Raw genomic sequence first — 17,858 nt, forward strand, 5'->3', positions numbered from 1 at the left:
TCAGCCCGTCCTGACGGCCCACAGCGACACGCCGCTCGACGACAGCGCACTGAAGCTCACGACGAAGGCATTGGCGTTGGTGTTCCACTGCCGCGACAGTACGCCCGCATAGGTCACGCCACCGCTCACAACGCTGAGTTTGTTGGCGCCCTTGTGCGCCCACGTGCCCGTCATGCCGCCCCCGAGCGTGCCATCGGCGTTCAGCGTGACGGCGATGGAGGGCTTGCTCGTGGCCGTGATGTCCTTGCCGTGGTTGACGAGCTTGTAGCTGCCGGCCGCCTGGGCCGCGCTGACGTCGGCCGTCTGTGCCGGCGTGGCCAAGCTCAGCGGCGCATAACGCAACGGCGCGATGACCGGCCAGCCTTCCTCGTTGAGGTGCATCTCGTGCACGCGCAACTCGTGAACCTCGCCGGTGTTGGGGAAGCGGGTGTGGAAGACGATGAAGTACTGGCCCGTCGCCGCGTCGTGATAGGCCGAGTTGTGACCCGGCGACACATAGCCCAGCGCCGTGCCGGTCTCACCGGTGGCCAGCGCGAACTGGTAGCCACCCATCAGCTTCATGCCGTGGGGCGTGATGCTGGCGTCGTCGAACAGGGTGCCGGCAGCGCCCTTGACGCTGGCCATGTCGGTGCCGGCACCGTCCACGAAGGGACCGTCAGGGTTGCGCGAGCGGGCCACGCGCACGTTGTAGCCGCCCGCCGCGTCCAGGCCGCCGAACGAAACGAACAGGTAGTAGTACTGGCTCTGGGGGCTGTAGAGGACGTAGGCGCCCTCGATGCGAGCGTGGTTGCCGCCCATCAGGTGCTTGCCGTAGCCCTGGCCGGCCAGCGGCAAGCCCGTCACGGCATCGAGCTGCATGACGAAGATGCCCCCCGAGTAGGAGCCATAGACCATCCACAGCCTGCCCGTCGCGTCGGCGAAGACCGCGGGGTCGACGACGTTGGGATGCTTGGTGGCGTCGTAGACGCTGCCGTCCTCGCTGGGCAGCCCCCACTGGCCGGACTTCAGCAGCAGCTTCTTGTTGACATAGGGGCCGTCGACCTTGTCGGCCACTGCGATGCCCAGTGCGGAGCGCGGCGAGTCGCCCTTGCAGGCGCAGTAGTACATGTAGAACTTGCCGTCGGCCAGCTTGGCAACGTCGGGCGCCCACAGCGTGCTGGACTCGGCCCAGGCCAGCGTTTCGGCCAACTCGGTGGTGACCTTGTTGCCGAACAGCGGGTTGGTGTTGTTGACGCCATCGGCCAGCTTGGTCCAGTTCATCAGGTCGGGCGTCCTCGCTGCGGCGAGGTGGGAGCCGAAGACATAGAACTGACCGTCGGCGCGGATGACCGAGGGGTCGTGCACGGAGGCGTTGGTGAAGCTCACCGGGGACTGCGAAGGTGCGGGTGCAGGCGCCGGCGATGGGGCCGGCGCGGGAGCAGGGGTGGGTGCTGGCGACGGGGCTGAGCTGCCACCGCCACCGCCGCAGGCGGTGAGGGCGAGCGCAGCTCCGCCCGCGATGAACTCGCGTCGATTGGCGATGCCCATGGCTCAGCCCTCGATGGCAACGACGACGATGGACTTCGCCGGCAGCTTCAGCGTGAGCTTGCCGTCGGCCGCCTGGACCTCATAGGCCTGGGGTACGACCTGGGCCGGCTTGCCGAGCTCGTTCTGCGCGTCCATCGCGCCGGCCGTCAGCAGCCTGCCTTTGGCGGCCTTGGGCGTATTGGCGCCCACCTGCAACGTCAGCGCGGCGGCCTGGGTGGCGTCGGAGTTCACGAGACCCACGTAGAGCTTGCCGTCCTTGCCGCGCGCCGCGGTGGCGCTGAGGCCCGGCATCTCGGTCGCGCCGACCTTGTAGACCGGGTTGTTCTCGAGGGTGACCGGCAGCGAAGTGGCGTCCTGGAAGGGCGTGTAGAGGGAGAACGCGTGGTAGGTCGGCGTCAGCACCAGCTTGTCCTTGCTGGTGAGGATCATGGCCTGCAGCACGTTGACCATCTGCGCGACGTTGCTCATCTTCACGCGGTCTGCATGGCTGTGGAAGACGTTGAAGTGCAGGGCGGCGAGCAGCGCATCGCGCAGCGTGTTGCGCTGGACCAGGAAGCCCGGGTTGCTGCCGGGCTCGGGGTCGTACCAGCTGCCCCACTCGTCGAAGTAGATGGCCAGCTTCTTCTTCGGGTCGTTCCTGTCGAGGATGACGGTGCTCCTGGCCAGCACGTCGTCGATCTTCTTGACCTGGGACAGCATGGAAATCCACTCGGCCTCGGGGAAGCCCGCAGCCGAGCCCTTGCCCTCCCACTTGCCGCTGGGGAATGTGTAGGCGTGGTGGGCAATGGCGTCGAAGTTGTGGCGGATGTTCTTGCTCAGCACCTCGGTCCAGGTGGTGTCCTGGTCGTTGCCGCCGCTGGCGATGAACTTGGGCCGGTTGTGCTCGGGCGTCTTCAGGAAGGTGGCCCAGTGCCGGTACATGTCGGCGTAGTACTCCGGCCGCATGTTGCCGCCGCAACCCCAGGTCTCGTTGCCCAGCGCGTAGTAGTGCACGCGGAAGGGCTTGTCGCGGCCATTCTTGCGACGCTGCTCGACGATGGTGGCATTGCCCTCGCCGGTCATGTATTCCAGCCACTCGGCTGCTTCCTGCGGCGAGCCCGTACCCATGTTGGCGTTCACATAGGCCTCGGCGCCCAGCTGCTCGACGAGGTCGAAGAACTCGTGCGTGCCGACAGCATTGTTCTCGGGCACGCCACCCCAGTGCGTGTTGACCTTGATCGGGCGCTTGTTGCGCGGGCCAATGCCATCGCGCCAGTGGTACTCGTCGGCGAAGCAACCGCCCGGCCAGCGCACCAGCGGCACCTTGAGTTCCTTCAGCGCCGCGACGACGTCCTTGCGCCAGCCACGCACATTGGGGATCTTGCTCTCGGGGCCTACCCACATGCCCTCGTAGATACCGGTACCCAGGTGTTCGGCGAACTGGCCGTAGATGTTGCGGTGGATGACGGGGCCGGGCTGGTCGGCGTTGACGACCAGCTTGATGTCGGCGGCCTGCGCGCCGAAGGCCCAGGCCAGGCTTGCCGCAATGGCGGCCAGTTGCTTCTTCATGTCTCTTGTCTCCTTGGTTGTTGTGTTGGAGCCGACGCGTCTTAGTTGCGCGTGAGGGCTCCATCGCGGCGCCGCCAGACGCCGCGTTCATTCGGTTCCCGCAGCACTGCAGGCAGCAGCGCACGCGGCAGGTTCTGGTACGACACCGGGCGCAGGAAGCGCTGGATGGCCGCCGTGCCGACAGAACTGCTGCGGCCGTCGCTGGTGGCCGGGAAGGGGCCGCCGTGCACCATGGCCGTCGAGACCTCGACGCCGGTGGGATAGCCATTGGCCAGGATGCGGCCGACCTTGCGCTCCAGCGCCGGCAGCAGGGTGCGGGCGGCAGCGAGGTCCGCCTCGTCGTCGTCCTGCAGCTGCAGCGTGGCGGTCAGCTGACCCTCCAGGCCCTCGATGACGGCCAGCAGTTCGGCGAGATCCCTGCAAGCCACCAGCAGCGAGGCAGGGCCAAAGATCTCCGCAGACATCGCATGGTTGGCCAGGAAGGCCGCGCCGGTCGTCTTGAACAGGCTGGGCGCGCCCAGGCAACCGCCAGACTGACCGCGCACCAGCGCATCGACCTGCGCCTGGGCCGCGAGCTGGTCTTCGCCGCGCTGATAGGCGCTGGCGATGCCAGGGGTCAGCATCGTCGCGGCGGGCACGGGCTTGAGTGCCTCGGCAGCGGCAGCCGCGAAGCGGTCGAAGTCGGCTCCGGCGATGCCCAGCACCAGGCCGGGGTTGGTGCAGAACTGGCCCACGCCCATCGTCAGCGACGCGGCGAAGCCCGTCGCGATGTCGGCGCCGCGTTGGCTCAGCGCACGGGGCAGCAGGATGACGGGGTTGATGCTGCTCATCTCCGCGTAGACGGGAATCGGCTGCGGCCGGGCCGCGGCCGTGGCCATCAGCGCCGTGCCGCCGCTGCGCGAGCCGGTGAAGCCGACGGCCTGGATGGCCGGGTGGCGCACCAGGGTGTCGCCGATGCCGTGGCCACTGCCGGTCAGCAGCGCGAACACGCCCGCCGGCAGCTTGGACACCTTCACGGCTTCAACGACTGCGCGACCGACCAGCTCCGAAGTGCCCGGATGAGCCGAGTGCGCCTTGACGACGACGGGACAGCCGGCGGCCAGTGCCGCGGCGGTGTCGCCGCCGGCGACGGAGAAGGCCAGCGGGAAGTTGCTGGCACCGAACACGGCCACGGGGCCGACACCCACGTAGCGCAAGCGCAGGTCCGGCCGCGGCGGCGTGCGCTGGGGCAGGGCGGTGTCGATGCGGGCGTCCTGCCAGCTGCCTTCGCGCAGCAGTTCCGCGAAGAGCTTGAGCTGGTTCATCGTGCGGCCGCGCTCGCCCTCCAGACGGGCGCGAGGCAGGCCGGTCTCGGCCATCGCGCGCACGATGAGCTCGTCACCCAGCGCCAGGATCTGCGCGGCGATCTGCTCCAGGAAGTCGGCACGCTCGTGGTCGCTCGTCGCACGGAAACCGTCGAATGCGGCACCGGCCAGCGCACAGGCTTGCTCCACCTGCGCGATGTCGACGGCGTTGAAGTCCGGGCCAATGGCTTCATTCCTGCTCGGGTCGAAGGCCTGGAAGGCCCGGCCATTGCCACGCACCGGCTGGCCGTTGATGAGGGCCAGGCCCTGGATCGTGTTGCTCATGAAGCGTCCTTAATGCGAATGGCGCGGCACGGCGGAGCCGCGCTTGCCGCGCAGGAAGTCGAAGTCGCAGCCCTCGTCGGCCTGCAGCACGTGCTGAACGTAGAGCTGGCGATAGCCGCTGGCGTCCTGGGGGTCCACGGTCTGCGCGGCGGCCCAGGCGGCAAGGCGTTGCTGCAGATCGGCCTCCGGCACATCCAGGTGCAGGCGGCCGGCGGCGCAGTCCAGCTCGATGAAGTCGCCCTCCTGCACGATGGCCAGCGGCCCGCCGGCACGCGCCTCGGGCGCCACGTGCAGCACCACGGTGCCGTAGGCCGTGCCGCTCATGCGCGCGTCGGAGATGCGCACCATGTCCTTCACGCCGGCAGCCAGCAGCTTGGGCGGCAGGCCCATGTTGCCGACCTCGGCCATGCCGGGGTAGCCCTTGGGGCCACAGTTCTTCATGACGAGGATGGAGCTGGCGTCCACGTCCAGGCCCGGGTCATTGATGCGGGCCTTGTAGTCCTCGAAGTTCTCGAACACGACGGCGCGGCCTCGGTGCTTCATCAGCTCGGGCGTGGCTGCCGAGGGCTTGAGCACGGCGCCGCGCGGCGCCAGGTTGCCGCGCAGGATGCAGATGCCGCCGTCCTCGATGAGCGGGTTGTCGAGCTGGCGGATGACTTCGTCGTCGTAGATGGGCGCGTCGACGCAGTTGGCCCACAGGCTCTTGCCGTTGACGGTCAGCGCCTCGGGATTGGGCAGGCGGCCGGCCTCGCCCAGGCGGCGGATGACGGCGGGCAGGCCGCCGGCGTAGTAGAACTCCTCCATCAGGAAGCGGCCCGAAGGCAGCAGGTCCACGACGGTGGGCGTGCCGCGGCCGATGCGGGTCCAGTCCTCCAACTCCAGATCCACGCCAATGCGGCCCGCAATGGCTTTGAGGTGGATGACGGCGTTGGTGGAGCCGCCGATGGCCGCATTGACGCGGATGGCGTTCTCGAACGCTTCCTTGGTCAGCACCTTGGACAGCGTCAGCTGCTCCCAGACCATCTCGACAATGCGCATGCCGGACAGGTGTGCCAGCACGTAGCGGCGTGCATCGACGGCGGGGATGGCGGCGTTGTGCGGCAGCGAGGTGCCCAGGGCCTCGGCCATGCAGGCCATGGTGGAGGCTGTGCCCATGGTGTTGCAGGTGCCCGCCGAACGCGAATGGCCGGCCTCCGCGGCCATGAAGTCGTGCATGCTGATCTCGCCAGCCTTGACCTGCTCGTGCAGCTGCCACACGGCCGTACCGGAGCCGATGTTCTTGCCGTTGAGCTTGCCGTTGAGCATGGGCCCGCCGGTGACGACGATGGCCGGCACGTCGCAGCTGGCCGCACCCATCAGCAGGGCGGGCGTGGTCTTGTCGCAGCCCACCAGCAGCACGACGGCGTCCATGGGGTTGCCGCGGATGCTTTCCTCGACGTCCATGCTCGCGAGATTGCGCGTGAGCATGGCGGTGGGGCGCAGGTTGCTCTCGCCGTTGGAGAAGACCGGGAACTCCACCGGCCAGCCGCCCGCTTCGATGATGCCGCGCTTGACGTGCTCGGCCAGCTTGCGGAAATGGGCGTTGCAGGGCGTCAGCTCGCTCCACGTGTTGCAGATGCCGATGATGGGCTTGCCCTGGAACTCATGGTCGGGGATGCCCTGGTTCTTCATCCAGGAGCGGTACATGAAGCCGTTCTTGTCCTGGGTGCCGAACCACTCGGCGGAGCGCAGCTTGACCTTGCTCTTCTTGTCGTCAGTCGTCATGTCTTGTCTCGGGGGTCGTTCCGGCGGCACGCAGGTCTGCCGTCTGAAAACGATGCTAGGGGCCGGGGGATACGCAATCCAATCAATTTCCTCGGCGTATTGATATCGAAATCCGTATCAATCCTGCCGGGAGGGCCTGCCGAAGAGCGGCATGCCGTCGGCGCTCCAGCGCAGCGGCTTCACGAAGGTGTGGCGGTCGGGATTCCAAAGAGGGTCGCCGACGATCTCGGTGTAGGTGCGGGCGTGATAGACCAGCAGCACCTCGTCCGGTTTGTCGGTCACGGTGAAACTGTTGTGGCCGGGGCCGAAGACGCTGTCCGCGGCGCAGCTGCGCATCACCGGCTGGGCGGACTTGCGCCAGCTCGTCGGGTCCAGCAGGTCGGCGCCTTCATCGGCCCAGAGCAAGCCCATGGCGTAGTTCTCGTCCGTCGCGCTGGCCGAGTAGCTGATGAAGACGCGGCCGTTGCGGATCAGCACCGACGGCCCCTCGTTGACGAGGAAGCCGCGGCACTCCCAGTCGTACTCCGGACGGCTCAAGCGCACCGGTGCGCCGGCCAGCTGCCAGGGCGTCTTCATCGGTGCGATGTAGAGGTTGGAGTTGCCCGGGATGGTCGGATCCTTCTGCGCCCACAGGTAGTAGAGCCGGCCGAGGTGGCTGAAGGTGGTGGCGTCCAGACAGAAGCTGTCAATGCCGGTGTCGACCTGGCCGAGGAACTCCCACTCGCCCGTGAACGGGTCGGCCGCGACATTCCTGATGGCGTACATGCGGTGCTGGAACATGCCCAGGGCGTCCAGCGCACGGGTATGGGCGGCGGCGAAGTAGACGTACCAGGCGCCCTCGTTGAAGTGCAGCTCGGGCGCCCAGATCAGCTCGGAATACGGGCCGGTGTCCGGCTTGCGCCAGGCGACGTAGGCCGGCGCGTCGACCAGCCCCTGGATGCTCGCCGCACGACGGATCTCGATGCGGTCGTACGCCGGCACCGACGCGATGAAGTAGTAGAAGCCGTCAGCGTGGCGGGAGATGTGGGGGTCGGCACGCTGGCGGATCAACGGCTCAAGCAGGTCGGACATGGGTACTTCGGCATGAAAAACGGGCGTTGCCCGGGAAAGCCCGCGCAACGCCCCAAACGAGAAAAGATGTCAGTCCCTCAGGTCACAGCTTCCAGCGGAAGCCGACCGACAGCGAACGTCCGGTCTGGACCGTTCCGAAGTTGGTCGTATCCGGGTTGCCGGCATCGCCAAAGTGGTAGTACTGCTGCTGCATCTCGTTGGTCAGGTTGACGCCACTGATATCGAACGCCATGCGGTCGTTGATGTTGTAGGTCAGCTGGAAGTCCACGCTCTTCTCCGGCCGGCGCCAGATGCCGATCGGATTGGCGAACAGCGCGGCTTCGTTCGCGGCCAGGAAGGCGGCGCGACGGACATAGGACAGGCGTGCACCGATGGGGCCCTTCTCATAGGCCAGGGTGGCGTTCCACGACAGCTTAGACACGCCGAAGAACGGCGCCTCGAGCTGGGAGACGATCTCGCCGGCATTGTTGGCGGTCGGCACGTTCTGCGACGAGGTCAGCCGCGTCACGCTGCCCTGCACACCCAGGCCGTCCAGCAGGCCCGGCAGGCCCTTCGGGAAATAGATCGCGCCGAGTTCGATGCCACTGATCTTGCCGTTGGACGCATTGACCGGCGAGCTGATGACGTAGTCATAGCCGTTGGTGTGGTCGCCACCGGAGGTCGAGTTGCGGAACGGGTCGTTGGCCGGATCGACGTGAACCCGGCGACGCAGCGGCACGACCAGGCCGTCGATCTTGCGCTGGAACAGCGTGCCGTACAGCGCGCTGTCCTTCTGGAAGTACCACTCACCCGTCAGGTCGAGGTTCTTGGAGCGCGTCGGCTCCAGGCCGGGGTTGCCGCCGCTGCCGCCGCCGTAGCCGACCCGCGAGACGTCATCGCTGAGCTGCAGGACCGGGTTGAGATCGCCAAAGCCCGGCCGGCGCAACGTTTCACCATAGTTGAAGCGCACCAGAACGTCCTTGACCGGCTCGTAGCGCAGCGTCAGGCTGGGCAGGAACTTCTTGGCCGTCTTCTCGCCGTTCGTCGGCGTCACCACCTTGGTGGTGGCATCGACGCTGTAGGCCGTCATGCTGGTGTCGACCTGCACGTAGCGCACGCCGAAATTGCCGCGCAAGGGGCGGCCGAACAATTCATGCTCGGTATCCGCCATCAGGAAGAAGTTGGCAGTGTCTTCCTTGACCTGGAAGGTTTTCTGCAGGGCCAGCTTGTCGGTCGTCAGGAAATTCGCATCGACGGAGTTATACAGTTTGCGCCACGCATCAATATTGTCGCGAATGTAATAGGCGTTCGGCTCCATCCAGGCGCGCGGGACTTCCGAGATATCCGTGCCGAAATTCGAGTTGACGTGGTAGTAGTTCGCGCCCAGCGAGGCCAGGCTGCGGCCCAGGAAGGCCGATTGCGTCCGGTTGGCCTCAGACGCCTTGCGGCTGTCGAAACGCAACCCGAAGTGCAGCGTCTTCAGCGGCCCCCAGTCGGCGTCGTAGACGCCCGACAGGTTGGCGGTTGCCGCACTGCCCTCGTTGCGGTTGGCGTTGTCATAGAACTGCGCCACGTTCCACTTGGCAGGGTCCACCAGATCGGCGTTGTTGTTGAAGCCGAAGGCCATGTTGCCGCCGCCCGAGTTGAAATCGACGGTGATCGACGGCGCAACGCGTTCGATCCGGGTGGCGGTGAACTCCGAGTGGAATTTGCTGGTCTGGTACGAGACGTCGCCGTCCAGCCGCAGGCGGTCGCCGATATTCCACTTGCCGTTCAGGGCATAGATATAGGAATCCGTGGCCGACGTGGTGTAGTCACCGCTGTTGAAGCCATAGACGTCATTCACGGTCCGCGTCTTGATGACGTTCGTTCCGGGGAACGTGGTGATCGTTCCGGCGGGGTTGCTGCCGAGGCTGCCCCACCAGTCAACGAAGCTGAACAGCAGCTTGTTGAACACCTTGTCGCGATAACCGTTGTACATCGCCTCGAACGTGTAGACGGCATCCTCGTTGGGCTGCCATTGCAGCGCGACATTGGCGGCCGGACGCTCGCGCTGTCCCTGCACGTCGCTTTGGAAGATGGCGTCGCGCGACAGGTAGTAGGGATAGGCCTTGCCGTTGAAATTCAGCGTCGAGCCCGCCTTCTGCGGCAGGCCGGTGTAGGTGCCCGGCGTCCAGATGGCGTTGTCGAAGATGCGCTGCAGCGGGGTGTAGCCTGCCGGAACTTCGGCGGCGTTGGGGCTGGTGAACGGCACCATGGCGCCCGGCGTCACGCTCTCATTGCGGTACTCCGTCTTGAGCGCCGACAGGTTGACCAGGGCCCCGAATTCTCCAGCGCCGGTTTTCCAGCGGTTGCTGGCCATCGCACTCAGCTGCGGGTTCCACTTCTCGGCGGGGTCGAGATAGGTCTCGCGCGCCAGAAGCGAGAACTTGGCGCCCTTGAAGTCGAATGGACGCAGCGACTTGACGTCGATCTGGCCCGCAATGCCGTTCTCCAGCTGGCTGGCGTCGCGGGTCTTGTAGACGTCGATCTGGCGGACCAGCGTCGACGGGATGTCCTGCAGCGCCACCTGCGTGCCGGATGCGGTGAAGATGTTGCGGCCATTCCAGGTGGTGGCGATGTCGGGCAGGCCGCGGATGGACAGGGTGCCGACTTCTCCACCGGCGCGGTTGGTGACCTGGATGCCCGTCACGCGCTGCAGCGCTTCGACGACGTTGTTGTCAGGCAGCTTGCCGATGTCTTCGGCCACGACCGATTCCACGACCTGGTCGTTGGTGCGCTTGTTCGCGAGGCTCTTGGTCAGCGATGCCCGCACGCCGGTGACGGTCACCGTCTCCAGCTGCGTATCGGCCTTGGCGGCTTCCTGGGCCACCGCAGTGGCGGACAGGGCGGCCAGCGCGGCAGCGGCGGTCAGGCTCAGGGCGAAGCGCTGGGTGTGGGTGCCTGCGCGCAGCAGCACCAGGGCTGGGTTCTTCATCTTGTCTCCGGGAATCGTTATGGGGAGCGGCCAACCTCAGCAGCCGTTCAAGACCTCTACTCGGGCCGTGGGGCTGGGGTCTGAAACTCATGCTAGGGGGCCAACCGATTCGCGACTAATCACATTTTTGGACTTCCCGATGCTGCTTTTCGCATCGTTACCGCGGGTATCCCCTAAGGTCCGCACGCGGGCTTCGGAAGCCCGCCGGCGCCACGCCCGTATTATCGAAAACCCACTCCAAGAACCTGAAACCATGTCCGCCGAGGCGATGTCCCTGCCCACCTCAAAACCCCGCCAGCCCGCCGGCCTGTTCGTTCTCGCGGGCTCTGAAATGTGGGAGAGATTCAGTTTCTACGGCGTGCGTTCGCTGCTGGTTCTGTATTTGGTGGAGGCCCTGCAATATTCGCGCTCCGATGCGCTTTCGGTATATGGCATGTATACCGGCTCGGCATTCTTCTGCGCCATCGTCGGCGGCTGGCTGGCCGACCGCTTCCTGGGCCAGCGCCGGGCTGTCGTGCTGGGCATGCTGCTGATGATGGCGGGCCATGTGGCGCTCGGCCTGGATCAGCCGGTCGGCCTCGCGCTGGGCTTGCTGGCGGTGGGCACCGGGTTGTTCAAACCCACGACGACGGCCATGGTCGGCGCGCTCTACACGCCGGACGACGCGCGGCGCCAGGGCGGGTATACGGTCTTCTATATGGGTATCAATATCGGTGCGGCGCTGTCGGCGCTGATCGGCGGATACCTTGCCCAGCATTACGGCTGGGGTTATGGCTTCATGGCGGCGGCAGTGGGCATGGCCATCGGCATGGTCGTCTTCATGGCCGGCTGGCGCTGGTTGCCAGCCGTCGCCGCGCCAGCCCCCGGACCGGCGCGCGCCGCCTGGACCGATGCGCGGGCGCGACGCCGCATCCAGGTCATCCTGATGATGTCACTGGTGGCCATCTGCTTCTACCTGGGCTACGAGCAAGCCGCTGGCGCCATGACGCTGTTCGTGCGCGACCACGTCTCGCCACAGTTCCTGGGCTTCGAGCTGACGGCCGCACAGTTCCTGGCCGTGAACCCCGTCCTCGTGATCCTGCTGGCGCCGCTGTCGGCACGGCTGCTGTCGCGGCTGGACTGGCCGGAGTTCCGCGTGCAGGGCCTGGGCATGCTGGTGCTGGGCGCGAGCTTCGTACTGCTGCACATGCTGCAGGGGCGCGCCGCGCAGGGCGAAGTCATCCCGGCGTGGATGATGGTGGGCGTCATCGGCGTGCAGACCGCCGCCGAGCTGCTGGTCATCCCCATCGGTCTGGCGGTGGTGTCGCGCTACGCACCCGCCGGCTGGGCCGCCACGCTGATGGGCGCCTGGATGCTGGCCAAGGCTGCGGCGGGTTTCCTGGCCGGCCAGCTCTACGGCTGGCTGCTGCCGACGGGGCTGTCGCTCTATGCCGTGCTGACCGCCGTCTGCCTGGCAGGCGGACTGCTGCTGATCGCCCTGTCCGGCGCGCTGCGGCGCTATGCCGGCATGCCCTGAGCGACCTTTATCGCCGCCTGGTGCAGGCGCACCATGTGATATGGGTCAGGCTGCTCATCCTTGCAGCCGCCACTCTTGCAGGGCAGGGCCTCGGCGGCACGCCAGCCGCCCTGCTCGATGTCGACGAGCTGCTTCTTGATGAGGCCCTGGGTCTGCTCGTAGCGTCGCCACACGTCGTTGCGGCCGGTGGCCTGACCGGCGACGAGCAGGGCGTGCAGGCATTCGGCCTGCTGCCACCATCCCTTGCGCAGGTCTGCCTTGCTGCCGTCGGTAAAGGCGCGCTGGCCGCAACCGCCGTCGATCTCGTCATAGCCTACCGCCAGCGCATAGGCCAGGACGCGCTCGGCCACCTGCGCATAGACGGGCGACACGGCCGCACCCATGGTCAGCAGGTGGCTCCATTCGAACTGGTGTCCCAGGTCGACGTAGCCACCCGCTGCCTGGGTGGGTAGCGGGTGCCAGGCCTCGTCGTACCACTCGGGAATGAGGGCACCGCCGTCGGCCTGGCCCTGCAGCAGCTTGTAGGCGACGAAGTCGCCCAGGCGCCGTGCGATGGTCTCGGCCAGCATGTCGCCGGTGGCGCCCCGCAGGGCCAGCAGGGCCTCGAACATGTGCATGACGGGGTTCTGCGTGCGCCCGCCGGACATGGGCTTGAAGTCGCGCTCACATTCGTTGTAGAGGCCTCCGACCGGGTCGGTGAAACCTGGCTCGATCTCACGGCAGAGCTGCATCGCCGCCTCGCGATAACGCACGCCGCCACCCACGCGGTAGACCTCGGCCAGGGCCAACAGCGCGAACGCATGGCCGTAGGCACGCTTGATCATGGAACCAGGCCGACCGTCGGCCCCCAGCGTGTGGAAGAAGCCGCCATGCGTCGGGTCGCGGAAGCGCTCCAGCATGAAATCGACACCACGCCGGGCGATCGCGAGATAACCCGCGTCCGGCATGAACTCGTGGGCAGCCGCGAAGGCGTAGACCAGCCGCGCATGGCCAGTCAGGCCCGTCTCGGGCTGTGGCCTGGGCTTCCAGGAGCGGTCGAAGTACAGCTGGAAGCTGCCGTCCGGCCGCGGCGAATGGCTTTGCCAGCGCAGCATCAGGGCATCGAGATCGTCGCGGTGCCAGCCGGTATCGATGCGATTGCGGATGCGCGCATCTGGATCGGTGCAGGCCGCAAGGCCTGCCAGCAGCGCCAGGACTGGGCGGCGTGCGAGCCTCACGTCAGCGCCCATGCGGCCAGGTGGCCTTCTTGGTCGGCCCCTTGCTCGTCTTGGCGCGCCCGGCCCAGAGCTTGTAGGCCGCCGGCGTCAGCTCGCGCTTGAGCAGGGCCACCAGCTCGCCATGGCCGATGCCATGCATCAGCAGCACCTTGTTGTAGGGCGGCACATCCTCGAAGGCTGTGGCGATGACGCTCTGGGTTTGCTGGGGGCTGAGTCGGGGTGCGGGCTTGGCCATGCGGCGCATTGTCATTCGCGCCAACCGCCTTGTCCTACACCGTCACAGCCGCCGCGCTGGCATGCAGCGGTTTCGCCACGCGCGAGCATCGGGTCACGGATCGACCACCGGCACTGCCGCCCGCCGCCATGACTTCAAGCTCGCTGCCACTGCTTCCCCACGCTGGTGCCGCCGGCGTCGTCGCCGCGCCACGCCGACGGCCGGCTCTTTCGCTGCTGGCCTCGGAGCCGCTGCGGGCCACGCTGGAGGCCGTCCAGGCCCTCGGGCACTGGCGCGCCCCGCCGCAAGCCACCGGACACGGTCACACGGTGCTGCTGTTCCCGGGCCTGGGCACCGACGGCCTGACGCTGTGGCCGCTACGCCGCCACCTGGAGCGCGCGGGCTATCGGGCGCTTGACTGGGGACAGGGCAGGAATACCGGGCCGCGCGGCGACGTCGATGCCTGGCTGGATCAACTGGCCGAGACGCTGCATCCCCGCGTCGCGCCGGCACGCGAGCTCAGCCTCGTCGGCTGGAGCCTGGGCGGCTTCTATGCCCGCGAGCTGGCCAAGCGCTGGCACGACCGCGTGCACCACGTCATCACCCTGGGCACGCCGTTCAACGGCAGCGCGGACGACACGAACGTCGGCTGGCTGTTCCGCCTGCTCAACGGCCGCCGCCCGCCCGATGAGGCAGCCCTGCGCGCACGCCTGGCCGAGCCGCCGCCGGTGCCGACGATCTCGCTCTACAGCCGCCGCGACGGCGTCGTCTCATGGGAAGCCTGCACTCATGCACGCCGCTGGCCGCTGGCGCGCGACATCGAGGTGCAGGCCAGCCACCTGGGCATGAGCTGGGCGCCCGAAGTGCTGGCACGCGTGGCAGGCCTGCTGGCCTGCCGTCCCGGCATGCTCAGGCTCCGCGCGTGATCGGCATGCTGATCCTGTCAGTCGGCAGCTTCATGTGCCGGGCCAGCTCCAGCTTGGCGAGCGAGTTGCGGTGCACCTCGTCCGGGCCGTCGGCCAGTCGCAGCGTACGCTGATGTGCCCACATGGTGGCCAGCGGCGTGTCCTGCGAGACGCCCGCGCCGCCGAACACCTGGATGGCCCAGTCGATGACCTGCAGGGCCATGTTGGGCGCGACGATCTTGATCATCGCGATCTCGGCCTTGGCGACCTTGTTGCCCACCGTGTCCATCATGTAGGCGGCCTTCAGCGTCAGCAGGCGGGCCTGCTCGATCAAGCAGCGCGCCTCGGCAATGCGCTCCTGCGTGACGGTCTGCTGGGCCAGTGTCTTGCCGAAGGCCGTGCGCGCGATGGCACGCTCGCACATCAGCTCCAGCGCGCGCTCGGCCGCGCCGATGCTGCGCATGCAGTGGTGGATGCGGCCCGGGCCCAGGCGGCCCTGCGCGATCTCGAAGCCGCGGCCCTCGCCCAGCAAGATGTTGGCGGCCGGCACGCGCACGTTCTTCAGCTCCACCTCCATGTGGCCGTGAGGCGCGTCGTCGTAGCCGAACACGGACAACGGGCGCACGACGGTGATGCCGGGCGCAGCGGCCGGCACGACGATCATGGACTGCTGCTCGTGCTTGCCGGCCTCGGGATTGGTCTTGCCCATGACGATGTAGACGGCGCAGCGCGGGTCGCCGGCGCCGCTGCTCCACCACTTGCGGCCGTTGATGACGTAGTCGTCGCCGTCGCGCTCGATGCGGCACTCGATGTTGGTCGCGTCCGACGAAGCCACGGCCGGCTCCGTCATCAGGAAGGCCGAGCGGATCTCGCCGCGCAGCAAGGGTTCCAGCCAGCGATCCTTCAGCGCTTCGGTGGCGTAACGCTCCAGCGTCTCCATGTTGCCGGTGTCTGGCGCCGAGCAGTTGAAGACTTCGGGCGCCCAGAACACGCGGCCCATGATCTCGCACAGCGGCGCGTACTCGAGGTTGGACAGGCCCTCGGGCGCACGGCTGGACTGAGGCAGGAACAGGTTCCACAGCCCGGCGGCCCTGGCCTTGGGCTTGAGCTCCTCGATGACCCGGGTGGCCTGCCAGGGGTTGCCGGCACGGCGGTTGGCTTCGACTTCCTCGAGGTAGCGGCGCTCGTTGGGATAGATGTGCTCGTCGAAAAACGCGAGCAGGCGTTCGCGCATCTGCGCGACCTTGGGGCTGTAATCGAAATTCATGGCGCGGCTCCTCTGGCGGATGGCGCCAGTGTGGCGCAGCGCGGCGCGCGCGCTTGTCGCGCAGGCGGCATCAGCCGAGCAGCTTGGCCTCGGCGAGCGCGAGGGCTGCTGGCATCCCGCTGATTACGAGCGTGTCGCCCCCAGCCAGGGTCGCATGTCCGTCGACAAGGACGGCCTTGCCGTTGGCGCGGCGCAATGACACCACGGCGACACCCATGGCCTGCAGCGCCAGATCGTCCAGCGCGCGGCCAGCATGGGCGCTGGCGGTGGGCAGCGTGACGGAGGCCAGGCGGGCCTGGTCGATCTCGTCCGCGGTGTCGTCGTCTGCTCCGTGGAAATAGCCGCGTAGCAGACCGTAGCGCCGGTCGCGGGCGTCGCGTGTGATGCGGATGACGCGCCGCATCGGCACACCCACGAGCGCCAGCGCGTGCGAGGCCAGCATCAGCGAGCCCTCGATGGCCTCGGGCACCACCTCGGTGGCGCCGGCGGCCTTGAGCTCCTCCAGATCGCTGTCGTCGATGGTGCGCACGACCACCGGTACGCGCGGCGCGTGCGTCTGCACCAGGTGCAGGATGCGCAGCGCCGACGGCGTGTCGTGGTAGCTGACGACGACGGCACTGGCGCGCGCCAGGCCCGCGGCCATCAGGCTCTGCACCTTGGCTGCGTCGCCAAAGACGACACTCTGCCCGGCCGCCGCGGCCTGGCGCACCCGGTCGGGATCCAGGTCCAGCGCCATGTAGGGGATGTGCTCCCCCTCCAGCAGCCGCGCAAGGTTCTGTCCCGAGCGGCCGTAGCCGCAGATGATGACGTGGGCCTCCGTCTTGATGCTTTTCCTGGCGATGGTGGTCAGCTGCACGGACTGCATCAGCCAGTCGCTGCTGGACAGCTTCATGACGATGCGGTTGCTGTTCATGATGAGGATGGGCGTGAGCAGCATGGACAGCACCATGCTCGCCAGCACCGGGCTCACCCACTGCGGCGCCACCAGTCCCTGCTGGGCGCCCAGCGTCAGCAGCACGAAGCCGAACTCGCCGGCCTGGGCCAGGTACAGGCCCGTGCGCAACGCCACGCCCGGCGGCGACTTGAACAGCCGCGCCAGGCCGGCGATGAGGGCGAACTTGGCGAAGACGGGCAGGGCCGTCAGCATGATGACCAGCCACCAGCTCTCCACCAGCGGGTGCCAGTCCAGCTTCATCCCGATGGTGATGAAGAACAGCCCCAGCAGCACGTCATGGAAGGGCCGGATGTCGGTCTCCACCTGGTGCTTGTACTCGGTCTCGGCGATCAGCATGCCAGCGACGAAGGCGCCCAGCGCCAGGCTCAGGCCGGCATGTTCCGTCATCCAGGCCAGGCCCAGCGTGACCAGCAGCAGGTTGAGCATGAATAGTTCGTCACTCTTGCGCCGCGCCACCAGTGTCAGCCACCAGCGCATCAACCGCTGGCCGCCGTACAGCAGCAGCGTGAGCAGCACCACCGCCTTCAGCCCCGCCCAGGCCAGGGCCTCGGCCATCTGGCCGCCGCTGCTGTTCAGGGCTGGGATCAGCACCAGCAGCGGCACGACGGCCAGATCCTGGAACAGCAGCACGCCCATCACCAGCCGGCCGTGCGGGTTCTCCAGCTCCAGCCGCTCGGCCATCAGCTTGACGACGATGGCCGTGGAGCTCATGGCCATGGCCGCGCCGAGCACCAGCGCACCCTCCCAGGGCAGCTCCCAGGCCCGGCCCAGCAGCGCGAAGCCGGTGGTCAGCAGCGCGTTGCCCGCCAGGGCGCCGGCAATGGTCAGCAGCACCTGGCTCATGCCGAGGCCGAAGACCGCCGTGCGTAGCGCCCGCAGCTTGGGCAGGTTGAACTCCAGCCCGATGGCGAACATCAGGAAGACCACGCCGAACTCGGCCAAGTACTGGATGCTGGCCGAATCGTGGGCGAAGGCCAACGCGTTCGGCCCGATCAGCACGCCCACGGCCAGGTAGCCCAGCATGGGCGGCAGCTTCAGCGAGCGGCAGACGACGACGCCCAGCACGGCAGCGACGAGGTAGAGCAGGGCGAGGTCGAGGGAGGTCACCGGGCGATGGTATTCGGGCGCCTGGGGCTTCCCCGCCACACCCGGGCGGGCGTGAAATCCGCCACTGGAAACCGACGCCATGCGTTGCGTGCATGACGGCATGAGCACTTGGCTAGACAAGTCCTGGCAGCGCAGGGAAGCTTCGCGATACCGTTCGCCCCACTAAAAGTTACGGAGCATTTC

The 17,858-nt window shown here is 67.5% G+C and carries 12 protein-coding genes; 2 read left to right on the forward strand and 10 right to left on the reverse strand.

The window, feature by feature from the left end; genetic code table 11:
• The 6 genes from QM732_RS23090 to QM732_RS23115 all read right to left on the reverse strand — a co-directional run bounded on the left by QM732_RS23090 (window position 1) and on the right by QM732_RS23115 (window position 10,494).
• Entirely contained in the window at window positions 1-1,365 is a 1,365-nt protein-coding gene (locus QM732_RS23090) for a glycoside hydrolase family 43 protein (RefSeq protein WP_415658426.1), read from the reverse strand.
• Between the two features lie 165 nt (window positions 1,366-1,530).
• Entirely contained in the window at window positions 1,531-3,075 is a 1,545-nt protein-coding gene (locus QM732_RS23095; RefSeq protein ID WP_415658427.1) for an alpha-N-arabinofuranosidase, read from the reverse strand.
• Between the two features lie 41 nt (window positions 3,076-3,116).
• The gene (locus QM732_RS23100) at window positions 3,117-4,703 is read right to left on the reverse strand and encodes an aldehyde dehydrogenase (NADP(+)) (protein ID WP_415658428.1); all 1,587 of its coding nucleotides are present in this window, start codon (window positions 4,701-4,703) and stop codon (window positions 3,117-3,119) included.
• 9 nt (window positions 4,704-4,712) lie between these two features.
• Complete coding sequence (locus QM732_RS23105; RefSeq protein WP_415658429.1) at window positions 4,713-6,467, reverse strand: IlvD/Edd family dehydratase; 1,755 nt, start codon at window positions 6,465-6,467, stop codon at window positions 4,713-4,715.
• A 117-nt stretch (window positions 6,468-6,584) separates the two neighbouring features.
• Window positions 6,585-7,538: a family 43 glycosylhydrolase gene (locus QM732_RS23110; protein WP_415658430.1), complete on the reverse strand. Its 954-nt coding sequence runs from the start codon at window positions 7,536-7,538 to the stop codon at window positions 6,585-6,587.
• An 82-nt stretch (window positions 7,539-7,620) separates the two neighbouring features.
• A complete protein-coding gene (locus tag QM732_RS23115; protein ID WP_415658431.1) occupies window positions 7,621-10,494 on the reverse strand; it encodes a TonB-dependent receptor in 2,874 nt (957 codons plus the stop codon).
• Window positions 10,495-10,747: 253 nt separating this feature from the next.
• On the opposite strand from QM732_RS23115, the gene QM732_RS23120 reads away from it, so the two are divergent.
• A complete protein-coding gene (locus tag QM732_RS23120; RefSeq protein WP_415658432.1) occupies window positions 10,748-12,010 on the forward strand; it encodes a peptide MFS transporter in 1,263 nt (420 codons plus the stop codon).
• On the opposite strand, the gene QM732_RS23125 is transcribed toward QM732_RS23120, so the two are convergent.
• Together QM732_RS23125 and QM732_RS23130 are read right to left on the reverse strand one after the other, a co-directional pair.
• Complete coding sequence (locus QM732_RS23125) at window positions 11,992-13,227, reverse strand: AGE family epimerase/isomerase (protein WP_415658433.1); 1,236 nt, start codon at window positions 13,225-13,227, stop codon at window positions 11,992-11,994. The genes QM732_RS23120 and QM732_RS23125 overlap by 19 nt on opposite strands.
• 1 nt (window position 13,228) lies before the next feature.
• Window positions 13,229-13,462, reverse strand: coding sequence for a DUF2805 domain-containing protein (locus QM732_RS23130; protein WP_415658434.1), 234 nt, complete (start codon window positions 13,460-13,462; stop codon window positions 13,229-13,231).
• A gap of 29 nt (window positions 13,463-13,491) precedes the next feature.
• Here QM732_RS23130 and QM732_RS23135 point away from each other — a divergent pair, with 29 nt between their 5' ends.
• A complete protein-coding gene (locus QM732_RS23135; RefSeq protein WP_415658435.1) occupies window positions 13,492-14,367 on the forward strand; it encodes an alpha/beta hydrolase in 876 nt (291 codons plus the stop codon).
• On the opposite strand, the gene QM732_RS23140 is transcribed toward QM732_RS23135, so the two are convergent.
• A complete protein-coding gene (locus QM732_RS23140; protein WP_415658436.1) occupies window positions 14,351-15,613 on the reverse strand; it encodes an acyl-CoA dehydrogenase family protein in 1,263 nt (420 codons plus the stop codon). The genes QM732_RS23135 and QM732_RS23140 overlap by 17 nt on opposite strands.
• Before the next feature lie 70 nt (window positions 15,614-15,683).
• Window positions 15,684-17,675, reverse strand: a complete 1,992-nt coding sequence (locus tag QM732_RS23145; protein ID WP_415658437.1) for a cation:proton antiporter — start codon at window positions 17,673-17,675, stop codon at window positions 15,684-15,686.
• Between the last annotated feature and the right edge of the window lie 183 nt (window positions 17,676-17,858).

It is taken from the genome of Roseateles sp. (assembly GCF_047654805.1).
Classification (GTDB): domain Bacteria; phylum Pseudomonadota; class Gammaproteobacteria; order Burkholderiales; family Burkholderiaceae_C; genus Pelomonas.

Excerpts from the sequence above, each read along its gene's own strand:
- QM732_RS23095 (WP_415658427.1), bottom strand. The coding sequence starts at position 3,075 with ATGAAGAAGCAACTGGCCGCCATTGCGGCAAGCCTGGCCTGGGCCTTC.
- QM732_RS23100 (WP_415658428.1), bottom strand. The coding sequence starts at position 4,703 with ATGAGCAACACGATCCAGGGCCTGGCCCTCATCAACGGCCAGCCGGTG.
- QM732_RS23105 (WP_415658429.1), bottom strand. The coding sequence starts at position 6,467 with ATGACGACTGACGACAAGAAGAGCAAGGTCAAGCTGCGCTCCGCCGAG.
- QM732_RS23110 (WP_415658430.1), bottom strand. The coding sequence starts at position 7,538 with ATGTCCGACCTGCTTGAGCCGTTGATCCGCCAGCGTGCCGACCCCCAC.
- QM732_RS23115 (WP_415658431.1), bottom strand. The coding sequence starts at position 10,494 with ATGAAGAACCCAGCCCTGGTGCTGCTGCGCGCAGGCACCCACACCCAG.
- QM732_RS23120 (WP_415658432.1), top strand. The coding sequence starts at position 10,748 with ATGTCCGCCGAGGCGATGTCCCTGCCCACCTCAAAACCCCGCCAGCCC.
- QM732_RS23130 (WP_415658434.1), bottom strand. The coding sequence starts at position 13,462 with ATGGCCAAGCCCGCACCCCGACTCAGCCCCCAGCAAACCCAGAGCGTC.
- QM732_RS23140 (WP_415658436.1), bottom strand. The coding sequence starts at position 15,613 with ATGAATTTCGATTACAGCCCCAAGGTCGCGCAGATGCGCGAACGCCTG.